We start from the raw sequence: 21,543 nt of genomic DNA, 5'->3' as shown, positions 1-21,543 counted from the left end.
TTCACTTATAAAGAGCCCGGTCCTTGTGACCGGGCTTTTTTTTGACTCGCTGGAGACACACGCCATGGAACTGCGCCCTTGGGCTGTACTGCTGGGCCTCACATTGCTGCCTGCGTTGTCGCTGGCCGCCGGCAAATGCGATCGCCTGGTGATCACCGGCAGCCCGGACGCACCCCCGTTGCTGTGGCGTGACCCGCAAGACCCGACGCACCTGATCGGCGCCACCGCCGACGTGCTGCAACACGTGGGCAAAGAGCTGGGCCTTAAAATCGACCTGCTCTACGGCGGCAAACGCTCGCTGGCCCTGGACGAAGTGCGCAGCGGGCGCATGGACATCCTCGCCGACGCGCCGCTGAACCTGGGCGAGCTGGAAACCCTCGACTACATTCACCCGGCATTGGTGCAGATCGATTATCTGGTCTGGACGCGCAAGGATTCGCCACTGGTCTACACCACGGCGGCTGACCTGCACGGTCACAAGGGCGCGGTCTCGGAGCGTGCCCGCCTGAGTGCCGACTTCGAAACCTTCGCCGGCCAGCAACTCACTCTGCAACGCCTGCCCACCTTGACGCCAGCCTTCCAGAAGCTGCTGCTGGGCGAGGTGGACTACGTGCTCGCCGGGCGTTATTCCGGCATGGCCATGGCTCAGACGCTGGGCATGAGCAAAGACCTTATCGCCCGTGACATTCCCATCGACCAGCCCGGCCTGTACCTGGCCATCTCCCACAACTCGGCCTGCAATGATCCGTGGCTGCGCGGACAGCTGGCGAAAAAGATGACAGAATTGCCCGCGTCCGATGTGGCGCAGGTCGCTTTGCAGCGCAATCTTGAGCGTTGGAAAGCGCAACTGCAGCAACCCGTCGGCACCCCAGCAAAGTAAGGATTTACAGTGACTCTTCGACCTCTTTTCGCGGCCCTCGCCGTTGTCGCTTTGGCGGGATGTGCAGCCGATCCTGCGCCGAATGAACAAATTCGCCTGACCCAGCAAGCCCTGGAACAAGCCGGTGCAGTGGGTGCCACTACCGATGAATCGCCTGAACTCAAACTGGCCGAAGACAAATTCGCCCGAGCCAAGGCGGATATGGCGGATGAGTCCTACAAGCACGCACGCATGCGCGCCGAACAGGCCGAGCTGGATGCGCGCCTCGCCGAAGCCCAAGTGTTGACCCGCAAAAGCCAGGAGCAACTGAACGTGCTCAACAGCCGCATCACCCGCCTGCGCAAGCAACTGCAGTTGGGAGAAGCCCAATGAGCCCGATGATTCGTGGATTGAGCTGCGCCGTATTGCTGGGCAGTGCGGCGCTCGGCGGTTGTGCCAGCCAACCCAGCAGCGAACAGGCATTGCAACAGGCAGGCAACGACTTCCAGAAGGTCAAGGAAGACGCCAATGTGTTGCGCTTTGCCCCTAAAGACGTGATTCGCGCGGGGGAATCCCTGGCCCGCGCCGACCGTTTGTCCAGCTACTGGGGCAGCGGCGCCGACGTGGTGCATTACGCCTACCTGAGCCAGCGCTACAGTGCGATCGCCCGCGAACACACCGAGCAAGGCCTCAACGCCGAGCGCGGCAGCAAGCTCGAGCTGGAACGCCAGCGCCTGCAACTGGCCCTGCGTGAAAACAAACTGGCCAGCGTGCAACAGCAGGGCAAATGGCTTGAAGAGCAGATTGCCAGCCTGACCACCACCCAGACCGACCGCGGCCTGGTGATGACCCTGGGCGACGTGCTGTTCGACACGGGCGAAGCGGAACTGGAAAACTCAGCCAACCGCACCGTGCTGAAAATCGTGCAATTCCTGCAACTCAATCCCAAGCGCGTGGTGCGCATTGAGGGTTACACCGACAATACCGGTGGCGAGCAGGAAAACCTCAAACTGTCTCGCGATCGTGCGCAATCGGTGGCCGATGTGTTGATGGACCTGGGGATCGATGAAAAACGCATCCAGGTTGAAGGCTATGGCGACCAGTACCCGGTGGAAGCCAACGCCTCCGAGCGGGGCAGGGCGCAGAACCGTCGGGTAGAGATCGTGTTCTCCGACGAAAAGGGCCAGCTCGGCGCCGCCCGCTAGGCGCCCTACACAGAACTCTGTGGGAGCTGGCTTGCCTGCGATAGCCTCACCGCGGTCCGCCAGATGTACCGAGGCGATGCCATCGCAGGCAAGCCAGCTCCCACCCAAAGCAAACCCGATCGCTGATCGGGTTTTTCATGTCCACACCCTTACAGTTTTTTCTGTCACTGCCGCCCGCGCTCGACTATTGTGGCAACTGTCCCCGTACACTTTTAAACTGTGCCGGTATGTTTCACACAAAAATAAAATACCCGTGAAATCGAGTGCTGCGTCATGACCAATCTGTTGCTCTACCAACGTATCGCCCAGCAACTGGCTGAAGACATCCGGCGCGGTGTCTATCAACCCGGCGAGCGTGTGCCTTCGGTGCGCAAAATGAGCTCCCAGCTCAACGTCAGCCACGCGACGGTGTTGCAGGCTTACGCCAACCTGGAAGACCAGGGGTTGATCCGGGCGCGGCCGCAATCGGGTTACTACGTGCACCAGACACCCGCGCTCACCGCACCGACGCCCGACATCGCACGCGTTGAGCGCCCGGGCTTGGTCACCCGCAGCAGCATCATCCAGCAGGTGTTGGTGGAGTCGCGCCGTGAAGGCGTGTTCCCGCTGGGCGCCGCCGTGCCGAGCGTCGATTATTTGCCTGTACGCGCGTTGCACCAGCAACTGGCCAAGGTCACGCGGTTTCAGAGCCCACGGGCATTCAGTTACATGTTCAGCCCCGGTTTTGAGCCACTGCGCCGTCAGGTCGCGATTCGCATGCGTGACGCCGGCGTCGTAGTCGACCCTTCCGAAGTGGTGATCACCCACGGTTGTGTCGACGCGTTGCAGATGTCATTGCGTGTGCTGACGCGCCCTGGCGACCTGATCGCGGCTGAATCACCGACCTATTACGGTTTGTTGCAGTTGGCCGACTTGCTGGGCCTCAAAGTCATCGAGATCCCCAGTGACCCGTCCACCGGCATGAGCCTTGAAGCGCTACAGCTGGCGGCAAACCAGTGGTCGATCAAAGCCCTGGTGCTGACCACGCGCCTGAGCAACCCGCTGGGCGCGACCATGCCCGAAGAGCGGCAGAAACAGTTGCTGCGCCTGGCCTCGGATTTCGATATTCAGATCGTCGAGGACGATATCTACGGCGAACTGATGTTCGAACTGGGCCGCACCAAGGCCCTGAAAGCCTACGACCGCCTGGACCGGGTGATCTACTGCTCAAGCTTTTCCAAGACCTTGTCTCCCGGCGTGCGCATCGGCTGGATGATCGCCGGCAAATACCAGCAGGAAATCCAGCGCCTGCAGATGTTCAGCACCCACTCGGCGTGCAGCGTCACCCAGATGGGCGTTGCGGCGTACCTGGAGAACGGCGGTTACGACCGCCACCTGCGCTACATCCGCCAGGAATACCGCAAGAACCTCAGCGCGTTTCAGTTGGCGGTGCAGCAATACTTTCCCGAAGGTACGCAGATGACCCGGCCGACGGGCGGCTTCATCCTGTGGGTCAGTTTGCCCGGGCGGGTCAATACCCAGGAACTGCACGTGCGCGCACTGCAACAGGGCATCAGCATTGCGCCGGGGGTGATTTTCAGCAATACGGAACAGTTCAACCACTGTATTCGCCTCAACTGCGGTACGCCGTGGAACCGCGAGGCAGAGCGCGCGCTGATGACGCTAGGGATGCTGGCCAGCCAGTTGTGCCTGGAAACGGCAGCCGGCTTTTGAGGCACGGAATGGGGACAGTACCGATAGCTGGCTGATTTCCATGCTTGTCATGCCGTGCACAACAAGCGAGCATATGGCCCTCTGCCTTTAATGCTGTAGGCAATATGACCTCTATTGTTCGCGCTGCTGTGATGATTGGCCTGTTAAGCCTGTGTAACGTCGGCACTGTGCTGGCGGCGCCTCCCGTGGCTGACAGCCCGCCTGCGGCCAGCAGCCAGCACAAAACCCCCGCGAAGAAGCCGGCGCCTGTCAAAAAAGCCCCGGCAGCCAAGAAAAAAGCCGCCACGGTGAAGAAGCGCGCACCGATCGCAAGCAAGTCGAAGTCGGCCCACGAAGTGGCTCAGACCAAACTGCCACCGGCACAGTTGGACCTCACCTTGCCGTCTGACATGGTCAGGCATTTGCAGCCCATCGGTACCATGCCCAAGCCCAAAAGCGTGCCGTTACTGCCGCCGATGTTCGCCGAGAAGCCCACCGATAACAGTGCGTTCCAAATCAACGGCCGCTTGCTCAGCAACGAAATGAAGCTGCAGTTGCGTAACGACGAGCGTCGAGAAGTGGAAGGTGCGGCGCTGGATTTCGAATTCAAGCAATAAACGTTTCCTCAAAGGTGACGCAAGCTATCGACCATCTGTCGCAGACTGGTCAGTCACTTTTGTTTTGTGCGAAAAACCCCTGTTAGACCATTTTAAAACGGCTGTTTAAGGGCGTACTCTAGCCCGGCCATCCCTATTGAGTCGTCGAGGACCTGCTGTTCATGAAATGCCGTGAAGGCTGTGGCGCATGCTGCATCGCCCCCTCCATCAGTTCACCGCTGCCGGGAATGCCCCAGGGCAAACCGGCGGGCGAACGCTGCCTGCACTTGTCGGTCGAACAGCTATGCCAGCTGTTTGGCAGGCCCGAGCGCCCAGCGGTGTGCAGTGACTTCAAGGCAGATCTGGATGTGTGCGGCACCGACCAGGCCGATGCCATCCGGTTGATCGGCTGGTGGGAGCAGATGACGGCGGCTTGATGGGCTTTACTATCGGAACTTCAACAATAAGGAATACAACAATGGGTTCGCTGAAACGAATGGCTGTGTTGTGCGGTTTTACGGTGTTGTTTGCTGCCACTGCCCAGGCTGAGGATTGGCAAGTCGCCAAGGACGAAGACGGTATCAAAGTGTCCTTGAGCGAAATTGCCGGCTCCAAGTACAAGGCCTACCGCGGTGTGACCGTGATCAAGGCGCCTGTCGCCAAGATCCAGGCCCTGCAGGAAGACGTCGCCGGTGCCTGCTCCTGGATCCACGAATGCAAATCGCAAAAACTGCTCAAGACCGAAGGCGACAAGAGCTGGACCTACACCCAGTTCAAGGCACCGTTCCCGGTGACCGACCGCGATTCGATCCTCGAAATCACCACGTCCAAGGCAGCGGATGGCACCGTCACCCGTAAATTGCTGGAAGTGCCGACCTACCAGCCTGAAGTCAAAGGTTACGTGCGCGTGGCCCAAGTAGATGGCTACTGGAAACTGGTACCCAAAAGCCCTACCGAAACCGAAGTGACCTACCAGGTACACACCGAGCCAGGTGGCAGCGTGCCGTCGTGGCTGGCCAACAAGTTCGTGGTGGACGCGCCGTTCAACACCTTGAAAGCCTTGAAAGAACACGCTGAAAAATAAGCGCAGCTGATCCGGTGCTTCCGGCCTTGGGTGGAACGTTTGGCGAACCCTCAAGGTCCAGATAGATGTGAGCCCACATACGGGCTTTATCGAGGAGGCACCGATGCAAACCTGGCAAATTACCTTCGTTGATGATCACGGCGTACAGGTCGTGGAGCAGTTCACCTGCGAACAAAAGCCCAGCCTCGAAGATGCTGCGCACATGATTCGCAACAAGTTGCTGCCGGTTGCGGCCGAACTTGACCTTAATGACCTGGAGGGCCGCAAGCCCGAGCCTACGGTCAAAATTCTCAAAGACCAGAACAGCATTCAAATCCTCGACATTTCTCCTGCCGCCTGAACATTCCCTGACTGCTATCCAAACCCCTCTGGTGGAGGTGATAGCTTCGCGCTACTCTGCAATCGAGATCAGCGAATGAATCGCTAAGGTCTGGTCTTGTCAGCTACATGCTTGTTTTCCCTCGGTGTTGTTTTTTGCCGTAGCACCCGCGCCAGTAGGGCGCGGGCTTCGGGAAGCACGGAAAGTCTATCCATCAATTTGAGGAGCACTTTTCATGAGCACAGCCTATCAAGAAGACATCAGCACCAACGTTCTGCGCCGCATGAAAGAAGGCGGCTTCGATTTCTCGCGCTTCCACCCCATTGAGTTCTACGCCATTTTCCCGGACGAGGAATGTGCGCGCAGGGCTGCGGGCCGGTTTCGTGGAGAATCCCTGAATGCTCAGGTCAGCGCGCGCGATGACGGCGCCTGGTACCTGGAGCTGAGCAAAATCATGTCTGCGACCTACGACGGCATAGGAGATTTCGAGCAAGACTTTGGGGCGGTGGTCGAGCCGCTGGGCGGGATCATCGAAGGATGGGGCGTCAAACAGGAGGTGCGTGGGTTACCCATGTAGCTGGATTTTATGAGCAACGCAGCGTATCGGCTGACCTTTGGGTCGGCCGTTTTTGTTTGTGTGGTGGGGAAAACCATTCGGAACGTACGCCGCCTTTTCTCGCACCAAAAAAAAGCCACCCAAAGAGGGTGGCCTAAAGGGAAGAGCGGAGCGCTGAAGCTGTAGGACGCATCCTGTTCAGCAGATGTTGGCGATTATCCGCATCCGCGAGCGGGCAGTGAAATCAACTCTGACTATGCTGTTGATAGTCAAAACCCGCATTGCGATGAAGCGCTGGGCATGACAGCGGGCATTCCGCGCACCAGGACGGTGCGAGTAAATGCGCGCGATTATTTAACCAATTGATTTTTAAGTGTTTATGCCGATGGCGCGGGCCTTGCGACAGCTCATACGCCCGGGTGACAAGGAGTACGGCATGACCCGCACTTATTACGACGAAATGTACGACGGGGCAGGGCAGGTTCGCCCCCATTACCGCGAGTTCGCCCGCTGGTTGGCCGAAACGCCGGCCGAACTGCTGGCGCAGCGCCGCCGCGAGGCCGATTTACTGTTTCACCGCGCCGGGATCACCTTCACCCTGTACGGCGACGAGCAGGGCACCGAGCGCCTGATCCCGTTTGACACCATCCCGCGCAGTATTCCGGCCAGTGAATGGCGGATTGTCGAGCAAGGCTGCATTCAGCGTGTCAAGGCGCTGAATATGTTCCTCGCCGACCTCTACCACGAGCAGCGCATCATCAAGGCCGGGATCATCCCAGCCGAGCAGGTGCTGGCCAACGAGCAGTACCAGTTGGCGATGCAGGGCCTTAACCTGCATCGGGATCTGTATTCCCACATCTCCGGCGTCGACCTCGTACGCGATGGCGACGGCACGTACTACGTGCTTGAAGACAACCTGCGTACGCCGAGCGGCGTCAGCTACATGCTCGAAGACCGCAAAATGATGATGCGCCTGTTTCCCGAACTGTTCGCTGCCCAGCGCATCGCGCCCATCGACCATTACCCCAACCTGTTGCTCGACACCCTGAAAAGCTCCAGCCCCCTGGATAATCCCAGCGTGGTAGTGCTGACCCCGGGGCGCTTCAACAGCGCATTCTTCGAACATGCCTTCCTCGCCCGGGAAATGGGCGTGGAGCTCGTGGAAGGTGCCGACCTGTTCGTGCGCGACGACCGTGTATTCATGCGCACCACCGATGGCCCCAAGGCGGTGGACGTGATCTACCGTCGCCTTGACGATGCCTTCCTCGACCCACTGGCCTTCAACCCGGACTCCATGCTCGGCGTTCCCGGCCTGCTGGCGGCCTATCGCTCGGGCAATGTGGTGCTGGCAAACGCCATCGGCACCGGGGTGGCGGACGACAAGTCGGTGTACCCCTTCGTCACCGATATGATCCGTTTTTACCTGGATGAAGAGCCGATTCTGAAGAACGTTCCTACGTTTCAATGCCGTAAGCCCGACGAACTGTCCCACGTACTGGCCAACCTTCCGGACCTGGTCGTCAAGGAAACCCAAGGCTCCGGTGGCTACGGCATGCTGGTAGGGCCGGCGTCGACGAAGGCGGAGATCGAAGCCTTCCGTGAGCGCATCAAGGCCAAGCCCCACGCGTATATCGCCCAGCCGACCCTGTGTTTGTCCACCTGCCCGACCTTTGTCGAAAACGGCATCGCGCCGCGCCATATCGACCTGCGCCCGTTCGTCTTGTCCGGCAAGGAAACCCGCGTGGTGCCCGGCGGTTTGACCCGCGTGGCGTTGCGTGAAGGTTCGCTGGTGGTCAACTCGTCTCAGGGTGGCGGCACCAAAGACACCTGGGTGGTTGAGGACTGATGCCATGTTGAGTAGAACTGCCTCGGATTTGTACTGGATGTCGCGCTACCTGGAGCGCGCGGAAAACCTCGCGCGCATGCTCGATGTCAGCTATTCGCTGTCCCTGATGCCTCAGGACGGGCGCGGCGATGGCCTGCACGAATTAGCCATGCCGCTGTTGATCACCGGGACCCTTGAGGATTACCACGAGCGTCATGGCGAGCTGGATGCCGAACGGTTGCTGCACTTTTTTGCGCTGGATGCCGCCAACCCGGCGAGCATCTACAGCTGCCTTGGCGCTGCGCGGGCAAGTGCCCATGCGGTGCGTGGGCGAATTACCGCGGACATGTGGGAAAACATCAACGCCACCTGGCTGGATATTCGCGACATCGCCCAGCAAGGCCTCAGCCGCTACGGCATGAGTCGGTTCTGTGAATGGGTCAAGGAACGCTCGCACCTGTTCCGGGGCGCGACGTACGGCACCATCATGCGTAACGATGCGTTTCGATTCATTCGCCTGGGCACGTTTATCGAGCGCGCCGACAACACCTTGCGCCTGCTCGACGCACGCTACGAAATGGCCGGCGACCAGGCCGCTGCCGTCAGCGACGGCACAGCCCACGCCTACTACCAGTGGAGCGCCTTGCTGCGGGCGCTGTCGTCGTTTGAGGCCTACACGGAGATCTACCGCGATGCCCCCGGCGCCCGGCAGGTGGCGGAGCTGCTGCTGTTACGCGCCGACGTACCGCGCTCGTTGCGCGCCTGCAGCGAAGAGATCGACCAGATCCTCGCCAGCCTGCCCGGCATCAACGGTCGCCCGGCCCAGCGCCTGGCCGCCGAGATGGACGCGCGTCTGCGCTTCACCGCCATCGACGAAATTCTCGAGGAAGGCCTGCATGCCTGGCTGACCGACTTTATCCCCTTGGTGCGCCAGTTGGGCGACGCCATCTACCGTTCCTACCTGGAGGCCGCATGAGACTCTCCATCAGCCACGAAACCACCTACCACTACGAAGACCAGGTGCGTGCGAGCATTCAGTACCTGCGCCTCACGCCCCATGACAGCGAGCGCCAGCATGTCATCAGCTGGCAGCTCGACCTGCCACGCCCGGTGCGCGCGCAAGTCGACCCGTTCGGCAACATCCTGCATGTGTTGACGCTGGATGAGCCTCACGACGCCATCATCATCGGCGCTCGTGGCCAAGTGGATATTGACGAGTTGCGCGAGGCGGAACACGAGAGCCAGTCCGCCTTTCCGTTCCTGCGCAGCACGCGTTTGACCGAACCCGACGAGGCCTTGCGTGGCTTTGCCGGGCAGCATTGCCATCAGCGGCGTGATCGCACCGCGTTGATTGACCTGATGCATGCACTCAACCAGACGATGGTTTACACACCCGGCGCCACCGAGGTCGACACCTGCGCCGCCAAGGCCTTCGCCGGGCGTGCGGGCGTGTGCCAGGACCACACCCATGCATTCCTGGCCTGCGCGCGCAGCCTGGGGATTCCGGCGCGTTATGTGTCGGGGTATTTGTACTCCGAAGACACCGCGCATCTGGCCAGTCACGCCTGGGCTGAAGCTTGGCTGGATGACGCCTGGTACAGCTTTGATGTGACCAACACTCTGGCGCGTCCGGAACGGCATTTGAAACTGGCCGTGGGCCTGGATTACCTCGACGCCTGCCCGGTGCGCGGCATGCGCCGTGGGGGTGGGCATGAGCAGATGCATGCGAAAGTGTTTGTGGCGCCGACGCCGGTGATTTCAGTCCAGCAGCAGTAGGCGAGGCCGGTCTACTGTGGGAGCTGGCTTGCCTGCGATTGCTGCCTGTCAGTTGATACCTGTGTGACTGACCCACCGCTATCGCAGCGATGCGGCGACCCGACAAGCCAGCTCCCACGGTTGATGTGTGGTGTGCTCTCAGGGCTGCTGCTTACGCCCCGCCATGTGCTTCAAATACCCCACCAACAAATCCAGCTCGCCATCCGGCAACACACTGGCCGCAAATGCCGGCATCTTCGCCTGCGGCCAATGCCGCAGGCTCTGCGGGTCGCGAATATAACGCTTGAGGAAATCGCCGCTGAAATATTCGGTCGGGTTGTAGGGCACATTCAGGTCCGGCCCCACCTGTGCATCACCAGCACCATTGAGGCGGTGGCAAGCCAGGCAGTTTTTCTGGAACAGCGCAAAACCCTGATTGATCGGGTCATTGGCCGCCAGCTTTGGATCGGGTAGCAGGGCTGGAAACCGCTCCGCCACCGTCTTCAACTGCTTGATTGCGGACACCTGAAACGGCCACTGCTCCGGGCTGATATTGCCGCTTTGCGGGTCAGTCCACACCAGATAAAACGGCCCTGCACTCGGCTTGCCGTCCGCCAGTGCGGGCCACGGATGAGCCGGATCTTCCACCGCCAACCATGCGCGAGCGCCCTGGGTTTGCAGCAACGGCGCGGCGCTGAGTTCGGCGGCAAAACCATCAAGGGCAACCGCCTGCAGGTGGTTCTGTGATTTTAAGCCGGGCAGGAGAGCCGCCAATGGCACCGCCCGATAGGTCATGGTGCGCTTGTAGGAAACGTCATCCACGACCTGCACCGTTTGCACATCCTTACGTGCGAGCAACTCGGCGGTCTGCCAGGTCTTGCTGGCATGGTCCAGCTCAATGGTCAGCTGCGCGGCGGACGTCGGAAGTGCGATCAGCAAGGCGAGAAAGGCGAAGGTGGAATTCAAGAGAGTGCCCGGTTCGAAGTGGCGGTGGCGCCCACGATACCGGAAATCTGCACGCAAAAAGACAGCCCCTGCAACAGGACCGCTATTCGCAATGTCCCGGCAGGTGCTGCCAAAAGCTGCAGTCCTGGTGCAATGTGTGCACGGAATGTGAGGATCGAACCGTCACCCGATAACCTTGGTTAAATTGGGCAAGATCAGAATCAGTGTGGTGGCGAAAAGAATAAGTCCCGCCTGACGTACTTTCGAATGTTTAAACATGGCTGACTGCCTTTTGTTGTTATTCCTGAGCGTCAAATGCGTGCCGTTAATTTCAGTATCGCGATGTGACGTTGCACTTTTCTTACAGCTGCTCCAGCAAAACCCGGCAGCAACTTCTTACTGATTCAACCTTAGAGCCCCCGTTCTTCGCCGCTTAGATCCATTTAATATCAGCTAATCAGTAAATCTGATTAAAACGGCATGAGGCCTATCGCCATCTTCGCGCCAACGCCTCTGCTAGACAGCTAAAACGATTAACCCGATGTTTCCCGTAGCTACCTACCGTTCGTCCGAGCGTGGGGGTCAAAAGAGATGAGCGCATCCGTCATTGAAACCGTGTCAATCGGGCCTAAGGTAAGGGCACATACGACAGCGGTTCGAGGATGTCATGACCCACGCTTTGATCTTTGATGCGATTCGCACGCCCCGGGGCAAAGGCAAGGCCGATGGCGCCTTGCACAGCGTCAAACCGGTAAACCTGGTGGCCGGTCTGCTCACGGCGCTCGCGCAACGCAGCGACCTCGACACGCAGCAGGTGGATGACATCGTTCTAGGCTGCGTCACCCCCGTGGGCGACCAGGGCGCCGACATTGCCAAGACCGCCGCGCTGGTGGCGGACTGGGACATCAGCGTCGCCGGCGTGCAAATCAACCGCTTCTGCGCCTCAGGCCTTGAAGCGGTGAACCTGGGTGCGATGAAAGTGCGTTCCGGTTTTGAAGACCTGGTGGTGGTCGGCGGCGTCGAGTCCATGTCACGGGTGCCCATGGGCAGCGACGGTGGTGCCTGGGTGCTCGACCCGCAGACCAATCTGCACAGCCATTTCACACCGCAGGGCATCGGCGCGGACCTGATCGCGACGCTGGAAGGCTTCACGCGTCAGGACGTCGACACCTTCGCCCTACAGTCCCAGCAGAAAGCGGCGCGGGCGCGGGCAGACGGATCCTTCAACAAGTCACTGATCGCGGTGCAGGACCAGAACGGCATTGTGCTGCTGGACCACGATGAATTCATCCGGGGCGACTCCACCCTCGAAGGCCTGGGAAAGCTCAAGCCAAGTTTCGAAATGATGGGGCAGATGGGCTTCGACGCCACCGCGCTGCGCGTTTACAGTCATGTGGAACGCATCAACCACGTGCACACGCCGGGTAACAGTTCCGGCATTGTCGACGGTGCCGCGCTGATGCTGATCGGCTCCGAAGCCAAGGGCCGCGAACTGGGCCTTCAGCCGCGGGCGCGCATCGTCGCCACTGCGGTCACCAGCACTGACCCGACCATCATGCTCACCGGCCCCGCGCCGGCCACCCGTAAAGCCCTCGCCAAAGCCGGCCTGCGTGTGGAAGACATCGACCTGTTCGAAGTCAACGAAGCGTTTGCTTCTGTCGTCCTCAAATTCATCAAAGACATGGGCATCGACGCCACGCGCGTCAACGTTAACGGCGGCTCCATCGCCATGGGCCACCCGTTGGGCGCCACTGGCTGCGCCATCCTTGGCACGTTGCTCGACGAGCTGGAAGTGCGTCAGCAGCGCTACGGCCTGGCCACCCTGTGTGTCGGCGGTGGCATGGGCATCGCCACCATTATCGAACGCCTCTGAGCCCAAGGAATTGTCATGACCGAAGCCATTCGTTACGAAAAAGGCCAGGACCAGATCGTGGTGCTGACCCTCGACATGCCCGGCCAGAGCGCCAACACCATGAACGGCGTGTACCGCGAGGCCATGGCGGCCACCGTCACGCGTCTGGAAGCGGAGAAGGACAGCATTGCCGGCGTGGTCATCACCTCGGCGAAGAAGACCTTTTTTGCTGGCGGCGACCTCAATGAACTGATCAAGGTCGACAAGGCTCACGCCAAGGATTTCCACGACGGCGTGGTGGTACTGAAGTCGCAACTGCGCCGCCTGGAAACCCTTGGTAAACCGGTAGTGGCAGCGATCAATGGCGCCGCGCTGGGCGGTGGTTGGGAAATTTGCCTGGCGTGCCATTACCGCGTCGCGCTGGACGATAAATCCGTGCAGCTTGGCTTGCCGGAAGTCACTCTGGGCCTCTTGCCGGGCGGCGGCGGGGTGGTGCGCATGGTGCGCATGCTCGGGTTGGAAAAGGCTCTGCCCTATTTGCTGGAGGGCAAGAAAGTCCGTCCGCAGCAGGCGTTGCAGGCGGGGTTGGTCAATGAGTTGGCGTTGAGTCGTGATGAGCTTTTGGCCAAATCCCGCGCCTGGATTCTGGCCAATCCCGAGGCCAAACAGCCGTGGGACAACAAGGGCTATCAGATTCCCGGCGGCACACCGTCGCACCCAAAAGTTGCGCAGATGCTGGCTATCGCGCCGTCGATTTTGCGCAGTAAAACCAATGGCTGCTTCCCCGCGCCGGAGAAAATTCTCTGCGCCGCGGTCGAGGGTGCCCAGGTCGATTTCGACACCGCGCACCTGATCGAAACCCGCTATTTCACCGAGCTGGTGACCGGGCAAGTCGCCAAAAACATGATTGGCACCTTCTGGTTCCAGCTCAATGAAATCAATGCTGGCAGCTCGCGGCCCAAAGGTTTTGCGCCTTATGTCACGCGCAAAGTCGGCGTGCTCGGTGCCGGGATGATGGGGGCGGGCATCGCGTATGTCAGCGCCAGCGCAGGTGTCGAGGTGGTGCTCAAGGACATCAACCTGGCCGCCGCTGAAAAGGGCAAGGCACACTCGGCGGCGTTGCTGGACAAGAAGGTCAGCCGTGGGCAAATGACCGCCGAACAGCGCGAAACCATCCTCGCGCGGATTTATCCCGTGGCCGGCGACGCTGATTTGGCCGGTTGCGACCTGATTATCGAAGCCGTGTTTGAAGACCGTGAACTCAAAGCCAAAGTGACGGCTGCTGCGCAAAACGTGGTCGGCGCAGAAGCGGTGATAGCTTCCAACACCTCGACCTTGCCCATCAGTGGCTTGGCGACAGCGGTGCCCGATCAAGCCAAGTTCATCGGCCTGCATTTCTTCAGCCCGGTCGACAAAATGCCGTTGGTTGAAATCATCAAAGGCGTGAAGACCAGCGACGAAACCCTGGCCCGAGGTTTCGATTTCGTACTGCAAATCAAGAAAACCCCGATCGTGGTCAACGACAGCCGAGGCTTCTTCACCTCGCGGGTGTTCGGCACCTTCACCAACGAAGGCATTGCCATGCTTGGCGAAGGCGTGGCCGCGCCGATGATCGAGACCGAAGCACGCAAGGCCGGTATGCCGGTGGGGCCGTTGGCCGTGTCGGATGAAGTGTCGCTCAGCTTGATGAGCCATATCCGACAGCAAGCGGCGAAGGATCTACAGGCGGAAGGTAAGGCGGTGCCGACGCACCCGGCGACGCAGGTGATCGATCTGTTGGTGAATGAGTACAAGCGCATGGGCAAGGCGGCAGGCGGCGGGTTTTATGACTACCCCGCAGGCGGGCAGAAACACCTGTGGCCAGAGCTGAAAGCCCGGTTCGAACAACCCGGCAAACAGATCTCGCCGCAGGATGTGCGTGACCGGTTGCTGTTTATCCAGGCCATCGAAACCGTGCGTTGTGTGGAGGAGGGCTTGTTGATGTCCACGGCTGATGCCAACGTTGGTTCGATCTTCGGCATCGGCTTTGCCGCGTGGAGTGGTGGCGCGTTGCAGTTTATTAATCAATACGGCTTGAACGACTTCATCGCGCGCGCGAGGTATCTGGCTGAGCAGTATGGGGAACGGTTCACACCGCCAGCGCTGTTGCTCGAGAAAGCCGCCCAGAACACGATATTTGCCTGACCGAAACGCCCTATCCTGAGCAACAGAGAACCCCTGTGGGAGCGGGCTTGCCCGCGATAGCGGTGTATCAGTCAATGCACAGGTCGGCTGATATGTCGCCATCGCGGGCAAGCCCGCTCCCACAGGTGGTCACTTGGCGGACTTGCTTTGCAGGGGTATTTCAAGGCAGGCTCTGGGGTGTGCATTATTCCCATCACAGTGTCAGGTATTTTTTATGTCGCTACGCGTCTGTATCCTGGAAACCGATATCCTGCGTCCAGGTTTGATCGATCAGTACCAAGGGTACGGGCAGATGTTCAAGCGCCTGTTTTCCAAACAGCCGATTGCTGCCGATTTCGTGGTTTACAACGTGGTGCAGGGTGAATACCCCTCGGATGATGAGGTGTTCGACGCCTACCTCGTCACCGGCAGCAAGGCTGATTCCTTCGGCACCGATCCCTGGATTCAAACCCTCAAAACCTACCTGCTCGAGCGCTACGCACGCGGCGACAAGCTGCTCGGTATCTGCTTCGGTCACCAGTTACTGGCGCTGTTATTGGGCGGCAAAACCGAGCGCGCGACCAAAGGCTGGGGCATGGGCATCCATGATTACAAACTCAACGCCAAGGCACCGTGGATGAGCCCGGTGGTGGAAGAACTGACCCTGCTCATCAGCCATCAGGACCAAGTCACGACGTTGCCGGAAAACGCCACCGTGATCGCCTCAAGCGATTTCTGCCCGTTTGCGGCTTACCACATCGAAGACCAGGTGCTGTGCTTCCAGGGTCACCCTGAATTCATCCACGACTATTCCCGCGAGTTGCTCGAGATCCTTCAGACAACCCTCGGAGAAAAGGTCTACACCCACGGCGTCGCCAGCCTGGAGCGCGACCACCACGGCGCAACCGTGGCGGAATGGATGATGCGCTTCGTCGCGCACAAGCCGGAAGCGACGGTTTAAAGCCAGCCCGACCGTTTAAAGCTGGCCCACAAACTGGTGCAGCCCACCGCAATAAACCCGAGCACCGCAAAATAGCCGTAGTGCCATTGCAGCTCGGGCATGTTCTGGAAGTTCATCCCGTAAATCCCCGCGACCGCCGTGGGGAACGCCAGAATCGCTGCCCATGCGGCAAACTTTCGCTGCACCACACTTTGGCGCGACGCCTCCAGCAACACACCGATCTCGATGGTCTGGCTGGCGATATCGCGCAGCGTGGTGAGGTCTTCCATCTGGCGCGTCACGTGGATCTGCACGTCACGGAAGTACGGACGCATGTTCTTGTCGATAAACGGGAAGCTCAGCTTCTGCAGCTCCTGGCTGATCTCCACCATCGGCGCCACATAACGCTTGAGCCGCAGCACGTCACGGCGCAGGCCGTGGATCTTCTGGATGTCGCGTTCACTCAGTGAGCTGCACAGCACATTGCGCTCCAGCTCATCAATCTCGGCGTGTATGGCCTCGCTCACCGGCTGATAGTTTTCGGTGACGAAATCCAGCAGCGCATAGAGTACGAAATCTTCCCCATGCTCCAGCAACAGCGGCCGCGCCTCACAGCGCTGACGCACAAAGCCGTAGGACGCCGAATGCCCGTTACGCGCGGTGATGATGTAGCCGTTGCCGGCGAAGATATGGGTTTCGATAAACTCCAGCTTGCCGTTCTCGCGCACCGGTGAATAGGTGACGATAAACAGCGCATCGCCGAAGGTTTCAAGCTTCGGGCGGCTGTGTTTTTCCAGGGCGTCTTCGATGGCGAGTTCATGCAGGTTGAACTGGCGTTGCAAGTTGGCCAGTTCCTGCGCGTCGGGTTCTTCCAGGCCGATCCACACAAAGTGATCAGGTTTTGCAGCCCAGGCCGCGCCCTCGTCGAGGGTGATATCCCTGACTTTCTTACCGGCGCTGTAAACAGCTGCCGCAACAACTCTACCCATGGTGCTGATCGCTTCTTGTTAGGAGGACAGATGTTGGGCAGCTTAGCTGGAAGCGAGTTCGGTTGTTACAGCAGTTTGCAGATTACGGTCCATCGCTGTGATGCATTCTTCCATCTGCTGCTGGCAAAGCTGCATCAGGCCAGGTACGTCATCCGCAGTCATGCCAGACGTAGGAATCGGCGGCAACGAGCGTATGAGTACATCACCACTGGCCCAGCGATTCAGCTGCATATGGTTGACGTAATTGCTCACGCACACCTGCACGATCGGCACACCCGCCGCAATCGCCATATGAAACGCGCCCTTCTTGAACGGCAACAACCCTTTGCCCAAATTGCGCGTGCCCTCCGGGAACACCCAGATAGAAGTGTCTTCATGCTGCAAGGTATGCGTAGTAGTCAACATCGCGCGACGCGCCTTGTGCGCATTGCCGCGGTCAATCAACACATTGCCCGCCAGCCAGAACAGTTGGCCAAACAACGGCACCCATTTCAGGCTCTTCTTGGCGATACACACCGTGCGGTAAGGCACCACGGTGCCGAGCACAAACAGGTCATAGTTGGACTGATGGTTGGCGATGATCACGCACGTGCCAGGCTTGTTTCGCAGCGAGTCGACATCCGCCTGCACATTCAGCCGCAACAACCACATCGCGGGCAGCCCGTAGAGGCGCGCGCAGAGGCGACTGTTGTCAGGGTTGAACGGCCGACAGATCCCCAGCAGTACGCCCAGCACGCCGGCGAGCATAAAGTGCAGTCCCATCAACAACATACGTAACAAAAAAAGCATCGACACAGCCCATCGGGACAAAATTTGGCGCAGTGTACGGATGTGCACTGTATTCGGCAATTGCCCCTAAAGACGTAGGAGATAGGCGATGTTTAAGCACATGTTTCAACAAGTGCCAGCAAAGCCCGGCTAGAGCGGTTGAGGGTGTTTCGGATTTATTTGTAAGAAAAAGCCCGACTCAAGGTCGGGCTTCGGCACAGCAGACGTAGGAATTAGATTCAGAAGTGAGTCTGATCCTGAATAATTGCATCATCCAGGGCTTCAAGCAGCGCCTTACGCACTTTCAGCTTGGTGTGCTTGTGGGCATTCATGTTGATCTTCTTCAACTGACGCGCCGCTTCCAGCGCCGCCGCAGGCAATTCCTCAGGCGCCACCACCTTATCCAGGAAGCCCGCTTGCAGCGCGCCCTGCGGGTCAAACATCTCCGCATTGATCACCGAGCGATGAAACGCCGACTTGCGCAGACGATCACGCGCCAGCTCGATACCCGCGTGGTGCATGGTCATGCCGATCGCCACCTCATTCAGACCAATGCTGAACGGGCCGTCCACGCCAATCCGGTAATCTGCCGACAACAACAGGAATGCGCCCTTGGCCACCGCATGCCCAGGGCACGCCACAATCACCGGGAACGGATGCGACAACAAGCGACGCGCCAGCGTCGAGCCGGACGTCACCAAGCCAATCGCCTCTTTAGGCCCGGCCGTCATCACCTTCAAATCATAACCACCCGACAAAATCCCCGGCGTGCCAGTGATGATCACCACCGCCCGATCCTTCTCGGCCTGATCCAGCGCTGCATTAAACTCGGCGACCACCGACGGAGAAATGGCATTCACCTTGCCGTTGCTCAAGGTCAGTGTCGCGATACCGTCTTCGAGGTGGTAGGAGATCAACTCACTCATGACGCGGTTCCTTATAAGACTTGTTATAGAGAGGCTATTTATAGGCATGCATGCGCAGACGTTACCCACCACGCCCGCCCCGGTAAAGCGCCGTGACTGACTGCCCAGTCAGACTTTTCCCGCATCCCCAAGGGTAGACGCCCCGGAGCAGGGCGCAGCAACCGCCCCAGACGCCTGCCGCGGATGCCAGAGAATGGCAGAATCAACGCCCCTCGCGAGGTGTGTCACGGCATAACCGTCTAAGCGCATGAAAATTCTGAAAAAACCCTTTGCCATCAGAAAGGCTTTCGACTACATTAGCGCGCCTCGACAGACTGAACTGGTTTGACGAGATACGGTGAAGTGTCCGAGTGGCTTAAGGAGCACGCCTGGAAAGTGTGTATACAAGAAATTGTATCGAGAGTTCGAATCTCTCCTTCACCGCCAAATTAGAAACGACTAAACCCCTGAAAACGTTAAAGTTTTCAGGGGTTTTGTGTTTTCAGGGTGGCAAAAAAGGCTCATATGGGAACATCCATGGGAACGGTAGGATTCTGCTGAAGCGTCCTATCTATGATTTTCTCTTTCAGCACTGCAGGATCGGACAGACTCACACCTACGAATGTTAGGGATGCCTGAACAACGTAGGCTCAACTATTCGCGGCACTAAAATGCTATTACTCTGCCTTGCTTGGCCGGCGATCAATCTGGTCATCTACTGGCGAGGGAGCGATGACAGTATCCAATTTAGAAAAGTACCGGGAAGATCTGAAGGCTTTGCTTCAGGAGGGGCGAGTGGTTCTCCAAGCGCTTGTCTATGAGTCGGAAGGCCCGGAAAAATGGCGGGACCGTAAGGCAGGAATTGGATGGACTGCGGAAAAAATTGAAATTTATGAAGATAAGCTCAAACCCTTCCGGATTTGCTACCACCACTGGTATTCCGAAGCGCTCGTTGTTGTAAAGCAGCTCCTTCCAGACAGGTATGCGGACTTCGTAAAATTTTACGAGCGACCAAAAACGCGAAAATCATTTGACGTCGAGACTTATCGAATTGAGGACGCATGCCAATCGCTTTCGTCGACTCGGTATGATGGGAATGTGATCGTTGATATGTCATCCGCCGTTTCATTGCTACAGCAACAAATTGCTATCCTTGAATCAGTAGAAAAACGTTTCGAGAGTTCACTTTTTGATATTAAGCAATTGGTACAGGCTGATCTCTTTGATTCTGAACTTGAGGTTGCTACAGAGCTGCTAAAAAACAAGTTTTCTCGTGCAGCCGGCGCTGTGGCTGGAGTTGTGCTGGAAGGCCACATGAAGCAGGTCTGTGATAACCACAATTTGCCCAAAAAGTCAGGAACTATTGCGGTGCTAAACGATGCGCTTAAAGCGGCTGGTGTCATTGAAATGCCGCAGTTTAGGCAAATTCAGTATCTTGGCGATATTCGTAATAAATGTGGTCATAAGAATTCGACCGACCCAACAGTTGAGGAGGTAAGCGAGCTTATTACAGGAGTCGATAAAGTTATAAAAACTATCTTCTGAATCCTTGGCCGTGGGCAAATTGGTTTCCTTGAAAATAAGCTGCGCATCTCTCCTTTACCGCCAAATTTAAAAACGATCAACCCCCTGAAAACGTTTAGGCTTTCAGGGGATTTTTGTTTTTAGAGGGTCAAAGGCCTATTAGGGAGCGTCCTTGGGAATACTGGCTGCTCACCGAGTGATGAATGGCTCGCATTGAGGGTCACATTTGAGAGATGAATGAACCATTCAGCAACATGTGGAGGGCAGAGTGGATCTAATCGAAGGCAAAGGGGAATTCCCAGGCGCAACCGTCTTTCAAACGATCAAACAGCCCTTGCTGGTCGTCCAACGAGCTATGGTCTGCCAAGTCCAAATAGTAATTCAGCCCATCATGCACGTAGTAAATGAGCCATTCACCAGTTAAGGCACCTCTCTTTTTTCTCTCCTCAAGTGCCCCGTATACAAAAGAATGTGAAATTCGATTGGCAACAGCCTCTCGATAGTCATTCATATCTGTATCGTCTTCTCCCATTAGAATTTCTCGGAACATGGCTTGCAGTAATCCTTGCTTTTTTGCAAATCCTCCAAACCATCTGTTGTTTATGTTCTCGGGTAAATGATATGCGTCAAAGTAATGCTTGTGCCAGAAACGTCCAAGAATAGGCCCTCTGAATTTCTCAGCGGCTTTTGTTCCTGTAGGACGACTGGTGGGGGTTTTCTCGAGAAGAGCAATCTCGTCCAATACTGAAAATTTATTGATCCGCCGGAGTAACGATCCGTTGTGTAGTCGCATAGCAAGGCACTGGCTGACACGATTCCAGTAGGGTTGCGCTAGGGTTAATTCCTTTTTAAGCAGAAGCGATTCGTATCTATTCAGTAAGGGCATAAGCTCTTCTCAAAGACGCTGACATACATTTATAAACGATGCGCGTGTTGAAGCAAACTAAGGATGTCCGGCCCATCCCCGTTCATCCACGTTCCATAGTGCTGTCTGATCATGTTCGCACTGGTGTGGCCCATCTGCTTTGCAATCCAGTCAACCGAGGTAGCGCCAGTGGTGAGCAGTTCGGTAAACGGGACATGATTTATTCGATCCTCGCAATCAGCAAATACGAGCCAAACAAAACCCCTGATTTCGGGAGATGTCAGGGGTTTTGTGATGTGTGGGTTTTGAAAAAGTGCCTTTCTTAGATCATGCGCACGGCATGTTCATCCGACGGCCTATGACATCCAGTAAATCGCACCCGTCTCGCAGTGGAATTGAGCACAGCAGGGCAAAATCGTTTAGTACAACCGTGTCACTACTTATTTCGCTACGCAGTGCAAGGTTCTCAAGTACTTGAGTAACGGCACGAAGCCGATAGCTAGCAGCTTCAAGCAGTATCTCTAGTGGCACGGTGGTATCGACAAAAAGGGCCGGGGTGGCGCTGTCGTTGCTGGTGAGGGCCATGTATTGGTTCATGAGTGACTCCATTAAGACAAAGATAAATAACAACGAAGCTTTTTCACGAGCCACAGCTAAAAACGCCAATAGCCTGAAATAACGTCGTTTGCATTCCGTCTTGT

At 57.9% G+C, this 21,543-nt stretch carries 22 protein-coding genes, 1 tRNA gene and 1 pseudogene; 17 read left to right on the top strand and 7 right to left on the bottom strand.

All coding sequences use genetic code 11. The annotated features are described in order from the left end of the window. Positions 1-64 precede the first annotated feature (64 nt). From BFW87_RS03720 to BFW87_RS03665, 12 genes are all read left to right on the top strand, one after another. The gene (locus tag BFW87_RS03720) at positions 65-880 is read left to right on the top strand and encodes a substrate-binding periplasmic protein (RefSeq protein WP_078738626.1); all 816 of its coding nucleotides are present in this window, start codon (positions 65-67) and stop codon (positions 878-880) included. A 9-nt stretch (positions 881-889) separates the two neighbouring features. Then, positions 890-1,252 (top strand): DUF4398 domain-containing protein, encoded by a 363-nt coding sequence (locus BFW87_RS03715; protein ID WP_078738625.1) that lies wholly within the window; start codon positions 890-892, stop codon positions 1,250-1,252. Next, positions 1,249-2,064, top strand: coding sequence for an OmpA family protein (locus BFW87_RS03710; RefSeq protein WP_078738624.1), 816 nt, complete (start codon positions 1,249-1,251; stop codon positions 2,062-2,064). The genes BFW87_RS03715 and BFW87_RS03710 overlap by 4 nt, the downstream gene beginning before the upstream one ends. Before the next feature lie 273 nt (positions 2,065-2,337). Next, positions 2,338-3,777: a PLP-dependent aminotransferase family protein gene (locus tag BFW87_RS03705; RefSeq protein ID WP_078738623.1), complete on the top strand. Its 1,440-nt coding sequence runs from the start codon at positions 2,338-2,340 to the stop codon at positions 3,775-3,777. A 104-nt stretch (positions 3,778-3,881) separates the two neighbouring features. Continuing rightward, positions 3,882-4,373 (top strand): translation initiation factor 2, encoded by a 492-nt coding sequence (locus BFW87_RS03700; protein WP_078738622.1) that lies wholly within the window; start codon positions 3,882-3,884, stop codon positions 4,371-4,373. A 161-nt stretch (positions 4,374-4,534) separates the two neighbouring features. Next, the gene (locus BFW87_RS03695) at positions 4,535-4,789 is read left to right on the top strand and encodes a YkgJ family cysteine cluster protein (RefSeq protein WP_078738621.1); all 255 of its coding nucleotides are present in this window, start codon (positions 4,535-4,537) and stop codon (positions 4,787-4,789) included. 41 nt (positions 4,790-4,830) lie between these two features. Continuing rightward, positions 4,831-5,436 (top strand): START domain-containing protein, encoded by a 606-nt coding sequence (locus BFW87_RS03690; RefSeq protein WP_078738620.1) that lies wholly within the window; start codon positions 4,831-4,833, stop codon positions 5,434-5,436. A 103-nt stretch (positions 5,437-5,539) separates the two neighbouring features. After that, positions 5,540-5,776: a hypothetical protein gene (locus tag BFW87_RS03685; protein WP_078738619.1), complete on the top strand. Its 237-nt coding sequence runs from the start codon at positions 5,540-5,542 to the stop codon at positions 5,774-5,776. Between the two features lie 214 nt (positions 5,777-5,990). After that, positions 5,991-6,332: a ribonuclease E inhibitor RraB gene (locus tag BFW87_RS03680; protein WP_078738618.1), complete on the top strand. Its 342-nt coding sequence runs from the start codon at positions 5,991-5,993 to the stop codon at positions 6,330-6,332. A 415-nt stretch (positions 6,333-6,747) separates the two neighbouring features. Continuing rightward, positions 6,748-8,157 (top strand): circularly permuted type 2 ATP-grasp protein, encoded by a 1,410-nt coding sequence (locus BFW87_RS03675; RefSeq protein WP_078738617.1) that lies wholly within the window; start codon positions 6,748-6,750, stop codon positions 8,155-8,157. Positions 8,158-8,161: 4 nt separating this feature from the next. Next, the gene (locus BFW87_RS03670) at positions 8,162-9,112 is read left to right on the top strand and encodes an alpha-E domain-containing protein (RefSeq protein WP_078738616.1); all 951 of its coding nucleotides are present in this window, start codon (positions 8,162-8,164) and stop codon (positions 9,110-9,112) included. Then, on the top strand, positions 9,109-9,912 hold the full coding sequence (locus BFW87_RS03665; RefSeq protein ID WP_078738615.1) for a transglutaminase family protein: 804 nt from the start codon (positions 9,109-9,111) through the stop codon (positions 9,910-9,912). The genes BFW87_RS03670 and BFW87_RS03665 overlap by 4 nt, the downstream gene beginning before the upstream one ends. Positions 9,913-10,050: 138 nt before the next feature. On the opposite strand, the gene BFW87_RS03660 is transcribed toward BFW87_RS03665, so the two are convergent. Continuing rightward, complete coding sequence (locus tag BFW87_RS03660; protein ID WP_078738614.1) at positions 10,051-10,857, bottom strand: c-type cytochrome; 807 nt, start codon at positions 10,855-10,857, stop codon at positions 10,051-10,053. Positions 10,858-11,503: 646 nt separating this feature from the next. Here BFW87_RS03660 and BFW87_RS03655 point away from each other — a divergent pair. The 3 genes from BFW87_RS03655 to BFW87_RS03645 all read left to right on the top strand — a co-directional run bounded on the left by BFW87_RS03655 (position 11,504) and on the right by BFW87_RS03645 (position 15,812). Beyond that, positions 11,504-12,709: an acetyl-CoA C-acetyltransferase gene (locus BFW87_RS03655; protein ID WP_078738613.1), complete on the top strand. Its 1,206-nt coding sequence runs from the start codon at positions 11,504-11,506 to the stop codon at positions 12,707-12,709. 15 nt (positions 12,710-12,724) lie between these two features. Then, positions 12,725-14,872 carry a 3-hydroxyacyl-CoA dehydrogenase NAD-binding domain-containing protein gene (locus BFW87_RS03650; protein WP_078738612.1) on the top strand — a complete coding sequence of 716 codons (2,148 nt, stop codon included), beginning with the start codon at positions 12,725-12,727 and terminating at the stop codon, positions 14,870-14,872. A gap of 214 nt (positions 14,873-15,086) precedes the next feature. Beyond that, a complete protein-coding gene (locus BFW87_RS03645; RefSeq protein WP_078738611.1) occupies positions 15,087-15,812 on the top strand; it encodes an amidotransferase in 726 nt (241 codons plus the stop codon). On the opposite strand, the gene BFW87_RS03640 is transcribed toward BFW87_RS03645, so the two are convergent. From BFW87_RS03640 to BFW87_RS03630, 3 genes are all read right to left on the bottom strand, one after another. Continuing rightward, complete coding sequence (locus tag BFW87_RS03640; RefSeq protein WP_078738610.1) at positions 15,809-16,780, bottom strand: magnesium and cobalt transport protein CorA; 972 nt, start codon at positions 16,778-16,780, stop codon at positions 15,809-15,811. The two genes, BFW87_RS03645 and BFW87_RS03640, sit on opposite strands and share 4 nt — an antisense overlap. 42 nt (positions 16,781-16,822) lie before the next feature. Beyond that, a complete protein-coding gene (locus tag BFW87_RS03635; RefSeq protein ID WP_078738609.1) occupies positions 16,823-17,569 on the bottom strand; it encodes a 1-acylglycerol-3-phosphate O-acyltransferase in 747 nt (248 codons plus the stop codon). A 218-nt stretch (positions 17,570-17,787) separates the two neighbouring features. Then, positions 17,788-18,474: a crotonase/enoyl-CoA hydratase family protein gene (locus BFW87_RS03630; protein WP_078738608.1), complete on the bottom strand. Its 687-nt coding sequence runs from the start codon at positions 18,472-18,474 to the stop codon at positions 17,788-17,790. Between the two features lie 336 nt (positions 18,475-18,810). Between BFW87_RS03630 and BFW87_RS03625 the strand changes: the two genes are divergently transcribed. Together BFW87_RS03625 and BFW87_RS03620 are read left to right on the top strand one after the other, a co-directional pair. Further along, positions 18,811-18,900: transfer RNA gene (locus tag BFW87_RS03625), tRNA-Ser, on the top strand. Between the two features lie 285 nt (positions 18,901-19,185). Further along, complete coding sequence (locus BFW87_RS03620; RefSeq protein ID WP_078738607.1) at positions 19,186-19,998, top strand: hypothetical protein; 813 nt, start codon at positions 19,186-19,188, stop codon at positions 19,996-19,998. Positions 19,999-20,251: 253 nt separating this feature from the next. Here BFW87_RS03620 and BFW87_RS03615 read toward each other — a convergent pair whose 3' ends face one another. The 3 genes and pseudogenes from BFW87_RS03615 to BFW87_RS03610 all read right to left on the bottom strand — a co-directional run bounded on the left by BFW87_RS03615 (position 20,252) and on the right by BFW87_RS03610 (position 21,439). Beyond that, a complete protein-coding gene (locus tag BFW87_RS03615; RefSeq protein WP_078738606.1) occupies positions 20,252-20,863 on the bottom strand; it encodes a hypothetical protein in 612 nt (203 codons plus the stop codon). Positions 20,864-20,892: 29 nt separating this feature from the next. After that, positions 20,893-21,045 (bottom strand): annotated as a pseudogene (locus BFW87_RS32540) (site-specific integrase); the annotation flags it as partial. A gap of 124 nt (positions 21,046-21,169) precedes the next feature. Continuing rightward, the gene (locus BFW87_RS03610) at positions 21,170-21,439 is read right to left on the bottom strand and encodes a short-chain dehydrogenase (protein WP_078738605.1); all 270 of its coding nucleotides are present in this window, start codon (positions 21,437-21,439) and stop codon (positions 21,170-21,172) included. Positions 21,440-21,543 lie beyond the last annotated feature (104 nt).

Origin of the sequence: Pseudomonas fluorescens (assembly GCF_002022275.1) — a bacterium.
Classification (GTDB): Bacteria; Pseudomonadota; Gammaproteobacteria; order Pseudomonadales; family Pseudomonadaceae; genus Aquipseudomonas; species Aquipseudomonas fluorescens_AJ.
Note: the sequence above shows the minus strand (reverse complement) of the source record. Positions and strands in the feature narration are given on the sequence as shown.